Origin of the sequence: Micrococcus sp. APC 4021 (genome assembly GCF_030407635.1) — a bacterium.
In the GTDB taxonomy this organism is placed as follows: Bacteria; Actinomycetota; Actinomycetes; order Actinomycetales; family Micrococcaceae; genus Micrococcus; species Micrococcus luteus.
This window is the reverse complement of sequence record NZ_JASDCZ010000127.1, coordinates 1-6,278: the sequence shown is the minus strand read 5'-3', so window position 1 is coordinate 6,278 and position 6,278 is coordinate 1. Positions and strand designations below refer to the sequence as shown.

General features: G+C 75.5%; 4 protein-coding genes. All 4 read right to left on the bottom strand.

From position 1 onward, the window contains the following. Positions 1 to 1,888, bottom strand: a 1,888-nt coding sequence (gene menD, locus QL983_RS09775; protein WP_290152708.1) for a 2-succinyl-5-enolpyruvyl-6-hydroxy-3-cyclohexene-1-carboxylic-acid synthase, incomplete at its 3' end; no start/stop codon positions are given. Positions 1,889 to 2,004: 116 nt separating this feature from the next. Continuing rightward, positions 2,005 to 4,125 (bottom strand): PhoX family phosphatase, encoded by a 2,121-nt coding sequence (locus QL983_RS09770; RefSeq protein ID WP_290152704.1) that lies wholly within the window; start codon positions 4,123 to 4,125, stop codon positions 2,005 to 2,007. Positions 4,126 to 4,353: 228 nt separating this feature from the next. Beyond that, positions 4,354 to 5,427, bottom strand: coding sequence for an o-succinylbenzoate synthase (locus QL983_RS09765; RefSeq protein WP_290152700.1), 1,074 nt, complete (start codon positions 5,425 to 5,427; stop codon positions 4,354 to 4,356). Between the two features lie 79 nt (positions 5,428 to 5,506). Beyond that, positions 5,507 to 6,193, bottom strand: a complete 687-nt coding sequence (locus QL983_RS09760) for a hypothetical protein (RefSeq protein ID WP_290152697.1) — start codon at positions 6,191 to 6,193, stop codon at positions 5,507 to 5,509. Between the last annotated feature and the right edge of the window lie 85 nt (positions 6,194 to 6,278).

Here is a 6,278-nt window from a genome sequence, read left to right as displayed (position 1 = left end):
CGCGGCCGGCGTCCGGCGCGGGGTCCGGGACGGGGCACGCGGGCGGGAACGTGGCGCGCACCGCCGCGGCCAGGGCGGCGGCGACGCGCGGGCGGTCGGCGCGGTCGCAGCGGACCTCGAGCAGACGCCGGCCGCGCACCGGGTCGGACAGGGCCCGGACGAGGTCGACGCGGTCGGTGACCCGCGTGTGCGGGAGGCCGTACGCGGCGGCCAGGGCGGCCAGGTCCACGCCGTGCGGGGTGCCGAAGAGCCGTTCGACGGGGTCCGCCATGCCGGGCGCCTCGGCCACGGCCCCGTGTTCGAGGCTCGCGAAGATCGCCCCGCCGTCGTCGTTGACGACCACGAGGTCGAGGTCCGGCTCGGTCTCGGTGGGGCCCACGAGCAGGCCGCCCGCCTCGTGCAGGGCGGTGAGGTCGCCGAGCAGGGCCACGGTCCGCCGTCCGCGCGCCAGTGCGACGCCCGCGGCCGTGGAGACGGTCCCGTCGATCCCGGCGAGCCCGCGGTTGGCGTACACCTCCGCGTCCGGCGCCGAGGGGGGCCGCCAGGTCAGGTCCACGTCCCGGATCACCGAGGACGAGCCCAGCACGAGCGGACCCCGGACCATGGCGGCGCTCACGTGCGCCACCGTCTGCGGGCTGAGCCGGTCGCCGGCGTCGGTGGTGACGAGCGCGTCCTCCACGGCGGCCTGGGCGCGCATCGAGGCGTGCTGCCACGCGGCGAGCCAGCCGGGCTCGCCCTGCCCGGCGAAGGCGGCGAGCTCCTCGAGGGTCTCCACGGGCGTCTCCCGGCGCCGGCCCGGCTCGAACCATGGTGCGGGCTCGGGGGCGTGCAGGGCCGTGGCGACGTCGGGGCGGGCCAGCAGGGCGTTGACCGTCCGGGTGAGCGTGGGCCGGCCGAACAGCACGACCCGTTCGATGCGGGCGGCAAGGGGGTGTGCGTCCGCGTCGCGCCCGCCGGCCGCGCCCAGCAGGAGCGGATAGGCGGCGATGGCGTTGGCGGAGAACCGCGCGTTCGACGACGGCTCGGCCAGCAGGGGCAGGCCCAGGGACAGCGCGAAGGCCGCGGCCACGGGGCCGGCGCCGTGGCAGGCCAGCACGACGGTGCGCCGCTGGTCCAGGCGGGCGACGTCCAGCTCGGGCAGCCCCGAGAGCACCGCCCCGGGCGCCCGGTAGGCCGACGCGGCGGCGGCCGGGCTCGCGCCGGTCGGGGCGACGGCCGGAGCAGGGGTGTGCGGCGCCGCGGCGGCGCCCATGGCGGCCGCCTCCTCAGGACTCGGCACGAGCGGGTCGCGGAAGTGCAGGTTCAGGTGGACCGGCCCGGCCGGGGCCTCTGCCATCGTCACCGGACCGGGCGCGCCGTCGTCGGAACCGGCCTCGGCGACGACCCCCTCGGCCGCCAGCAGGGCCCGGCGCACGGTGGCCCGCACGTGGCGCAGATGCTGCTCGGCATCCACGCCGTCGGCGGCGTCGCAGCCGAGGGAGGCGGCATGGCGGACGTGCGTGCCGAACACGCCCCTCTGGTCCGTGGTCTGGTTCGCGCCGGTGCCGTGCAGCTCGGGCGGACGATCCGCGGTCAGCGCGATCACGCGCGTGCCGGCGTGGATGGACTCCATCAGGGCGGGCAGCAGGTTCCCGACGGCGGTGCCCGAGGTGGTCAGCACGCCCACCGGGCGCCCCGAGGCCAGCGAGAGCCCGTGGGCGAGGAAGCCGGCCGAGCGCTCGTCCACCCGCACGTGCAGGCGGACCTCGCCGGCGCGCTCGAGGGCCGCGAGCGCGTAGGCCAGCGGGGCGGAGCGGGAGCCGGGGCAGACCACCGCGTCCCGCATGCCGGCGTCGATCAGGGCGGTGGCAACGGCGCGCGCCACGGAGAGGGAGTCGACGGAGGTCATGGTGGCCACCAGTCTAGGCCCGGGCGCGGACGGGCCCCGGACGCGGAGAGGCCGCCACGGTGACGCGGTGGCGCCGGCCGTGACGGCCTCGTCGAGGGTCCTCGCGGAGGCGGGGGTCAGCCCTTCGGGCCCTTGCCGTTGCCCTTGCCCTTGCCCTTGTTGCCCTTCTCCTTGCCGGCGCCCTTGCCGATGCCGTTGTTCCCGGTGGCGTTGAACACCTGGACGACGCACGGACGCGGGGCCGCGACCTTGTCGCCCACCTGGACCGGGCCGGTCGGGCTCAGGAAGTCCGGGAAGGAGGAGGTGTGCGCGCCCCAGGTGCCGTCCTCGCCCGGGTGCTGGACGTTGACGAACACGGAGTTGTCGCGGTCGTGGATCACGGGGCCGCAGGTCTCGGCGTCGCGCGGGACGGCGAGGAACTGCTGGACGCGGCCGCGCTCGGCGCCGTCGAGGGTGACCTTGTGCAGCGCGTCGGCGTAGCCGATGGTGCCGGGCTGGCCGTCGGTGGAGATCCAGAGGTTGCCCTCGGAGTCGAACGCCAGGTTGTCCGGGCAGGAGATCGGGGAGACCTTCTCCTTCGGGTAGCCGGCGAAGTAGGCCGAGGAGGAGACCGCCGGGTCGCCGGCGAGCAGCAGGATGACCCAGGTGAAGGCGGTGGAGGTGTGGTCCCCGCCCCGCTCGGTGATCTCGATGACGTGGCCGTCGCGGTTGCCGATGACCGGGTTGGCCTCGTCCACGGCGGTGCGCTTGGTGTTGTTGGTCAGGGCCGCGTAGACCTTGCCGGTGACCGGGTTGGTCTCGACGTCCTCCGGGCGGTCCATCTTGGTGGCGCCCATCTTGTCGGCCGCGAGGCGGGTGTAGACGAGGACCTCGGCCAGGGACATGCCCGGGACGAAGGACGTCTTCTCGTCGGCCAGGGCGATCCACTCGCCGGAGCCGTCGAAGGCGCCGTCCGAGGGCAGGGTGCCCCTGCCGTCGATCTGGGCGGCCGGGGAGTCGCCGGAGAACCTGGCCACGTAGAGGGTGCCCTTGTCCATCAGGCGCATGTTGTGCTTCTTGTCGCCCTCCCGGACCTTCTCGGCGGAGACGAACTTGTACAGGTAGTCGTGGCGCTCGTCGTCGCCGGAGTAGACCACGGCGTGGCCGGACGGCGAGATCACGGCGGTGCCGGCCTCGTGCTTGAAGCGACCCAGGAGGGTGTGCTTCACGGGCGTGGAGGTCGGGTCCTCGGGGTCGATCTCGACGACCCAGCCGAAGCGGTTGGCCTCGTTCTCGTAGCCGGGCTTGGTCAGGTCGAACCGGTCGTGGACCTTCTCCCAGCCGCGGCTGGTGGCGGAGGCGGAGATGCCGTAGCGCTTCTCCTCGGCGGTGCCGCGACCCTTGAAGTACTGGTTGAAGTTCTCCTCGCCGGAGAGCACGGTGCCCCACGGGGTGGTGCCGCCGGCGCAGTTGTTCAGGGTGCCCAGCACGCGGGTGCCGGTCGGGTCCTCGACGGTCCTGAGCAGCGCGTGGCCGGCGGCCGGGCCACGGACCTCGAACTCGGTGGTGCCGGTGATGCGGCGGTTGCGGCGGCCGCCGCGGACGTACTCCCACGGGGCGCCGCGCTTGGCGCGCTGGAGGTCCACGATCGACAGGCCGTGGGCCTGGAGGCCGACGTTGACGACGTCCTCGAAGTTCGAGGCGATGTACTCCGGGGAGAACATGATGTTCTCGTTGGTGTACTCGTGGTTGGAGACGAGGTAGCCGGAGCGGTCGTTGCCGCCGTCGGAGATGATGTTCAGGTAGTCGTTGTTGTAGCCGAACTGGGCGGCCTGCGACGCACCGGTCTGGTGCTCGATGTCGAACTCCGGGGAGTCGGCGAACAGCGGGTCGCCCCAGCGGATCACGGTGCCCCAGTCGTAGCCCTCCGGCACGGTCATGGTGTCCACGGTGCGGCTCACCGGCGCGATGGGCTCGAAGGGGAGCTTGCCGCCGCCGGTCGGACGCCGGCCGTTGTCCGCGAGCGCCTCGGGGGCCTGGGCCACCTGGGAGCCGATGACGACGGCGGCGGCGAGGCCGGTGCCGCCGACCAGGGCGGAGCGGCGCGAGATGGCGGTCTCCGCGATCTGCTGGAAGGTCGGGTTCGCCGAGGTGTTGGGCACCGGGTGGGCGCACGCGTTGCCGCACTTGAGCTCGCACGTGACGGCGGAGCGGTTGCCACGGGTGTGGCCGGCCATGGGGAGGAGGCGCTTCAGCATGACGGGGTCCTTCGCGTCGTGGGGATGGTTCGGGGTCCGGTGCCGGGCCGGAGGTGACCCCGGGGGTGAGACCGGCCGGGGCCGCCATCACCCTGGCCTCCCGCCACGAGCGGCGAGCCACGCCCAGGTGGCCGCGAGTTGAACTCTTCCCGGCCGCCGGATTTCGTCCCGTCGACGTGCTGTAATCCGGCTCACATTCCCCGCGCGGACGGGGACCGGGCGGGCCCGTCAGCCCTGCGCGGCCAGCACCGCGTGGGCCGCGCGCACACGGTCCGCCCACCACGCCTGCCGTGCCCCGTCCGCCCGGACGCGGTCGAGCAGGTCCGGGTCGGGGGCGGGTGCCCGCTCCCCCGGTGCCGGGAGGGCCCCCGCGCGGGGGCGCCAGGCCGGGGCGACGACGTCGTGCTCGAAGAGCGCCGCGGTGCCGAGCCCGCACGCGTGCGGCAGGGACGGCAGGCAGGCGGCCAGCGCGGCGCCGCCGGCGATGCCCACGGAGGTGTCCAGCGCGGAGGAGACCACCGCGGGCAGCCCCGCGGCCGCCACGATCGCCGCGGCGCGGCGCACGCCCCCGAGCGGCTGGACCTTCACCACGATCAGGTCCGCGGCCCCGGCGGCCGCGACGGCGAGCGGGTCCTCGGCCTTGCGGACCGCCTCGTCCGCGGCGATCGGGGTGGGGACGCCCCGGGCGCGCAGCTCCGCGCGGACCTCCGCGAGGTCGGTGATGCCGGGCACGGGCTGCTCCGCGTACTCGAGGCCCACGTCGGCCAGCGCGGTGAGCACGTCCACGGCCTCGGTGGGCGTCCAACCGGCGTTGGCGTCGACGCGGACCTGCGCGTGGGGCAGCAGCGCGCGCACCCGCCGTACGCGGGCCAGGTCGGCCTCGCGGCTGCCGGGGACGAGCCCGCCCTCAGGGCCGTGCTCGGCCACCTTGACCTTGACCGCGGTGATGCCGTCGCCGTAGCGGGCCAGGACGGCCTCGACGTCGTCCGCGGCCACCGCGGGCACGGTGGCGTTGACGGGGACGGTCTGACGGACCGGGGCGGGCCAGCCCTGCCAGCCGGCCTCGATCGCGGCGGCCAGCCACGCGGCGCACTCGTGCGGACCGTACTCCGGGAACGGGGAGAACTCGGCCCAGCCCGCCGGGCCGCGCAGCAGCAGGGCGTGACGGAGGTCCGTGCCGCGGAACCGCACGCGCATCGGCAGGGCGACCGCGACGGCGTCGGCCAGCAGCTCCTCGACGCTCGGCAGGGTGGGACCGCCCGGCGCGCCGGGCAGCGGAGGCAGGGCGGGGGCGGTGCTCATGCGGCCAGTGTAGGAAGGGCGCTCGGCTCCCGTTCCGACGGGCGCCGGCGGGGTGGGGCTCCCGGGGCGGCGCCGACGCTCAGACGGCGCGGAGGTAGCCGAGGGCTCGGGCCAGGTCGACGGCGCGGTCGTGGGCGCCGAGCACCTCCTCCAGGCCGGCGACGACGGCGGCCGTCACCTCCTCGGTGAGGTGCCAGTCGGCGGTGAACGGGTCGTCGAAGCGCGCCCACGCCGTGCCCACGGCCGCGAGCGCGCGGGCCATCTCCGTGAGGTCCTGGAAGACCGGTCGCGGCTCGTCCAGGCGGTCCTCCCACCCCTCGTCTCCCGGGGCCATGAGCACCTGGCCGGTGGAGGCCGCGTGGATGAACGGGTCGGCGCCCTGCTTGGCCACCACCGTCCAGTCGTCGTTCCAGTCCACCAGCAGGGCGCCGGTGCGGTGGTTCCACCGGTAGCCGGCCTGCTCGTCCCACAGGCGGTCCAGCGGGAAGAACATCACGGGCAGGCCGAGGGTGTCGATCTCCAGCCACTCCGGCCCCACGTAGCGGTAGAAGTCGGCCAGGTCCGGGGCGAGGGGCTCCTCGGCGGCCCACTCGATGGGCTCCTGCCGACTCAGCCGGCCGAACGGGGCCAGGGCGTCCCGGGCGGCCAGCAGGTCCTCGGCCGAGAGACGGGGCCGGGCGCCCGGCTCGACGCCCGGGCCGGGGACCGTCCCGGTGGAGTCGCGGAGGGCCGGGCGATGTCCGTGGGCGGGGGGCACGCGGGTCATGGCCCCAGGCTAGGCAGGCGGCTCAGCGGCGCGGAGGACGGGACGGCGACGGGGGCGTGACCGTCCGATGAAGCCTGCATGACGG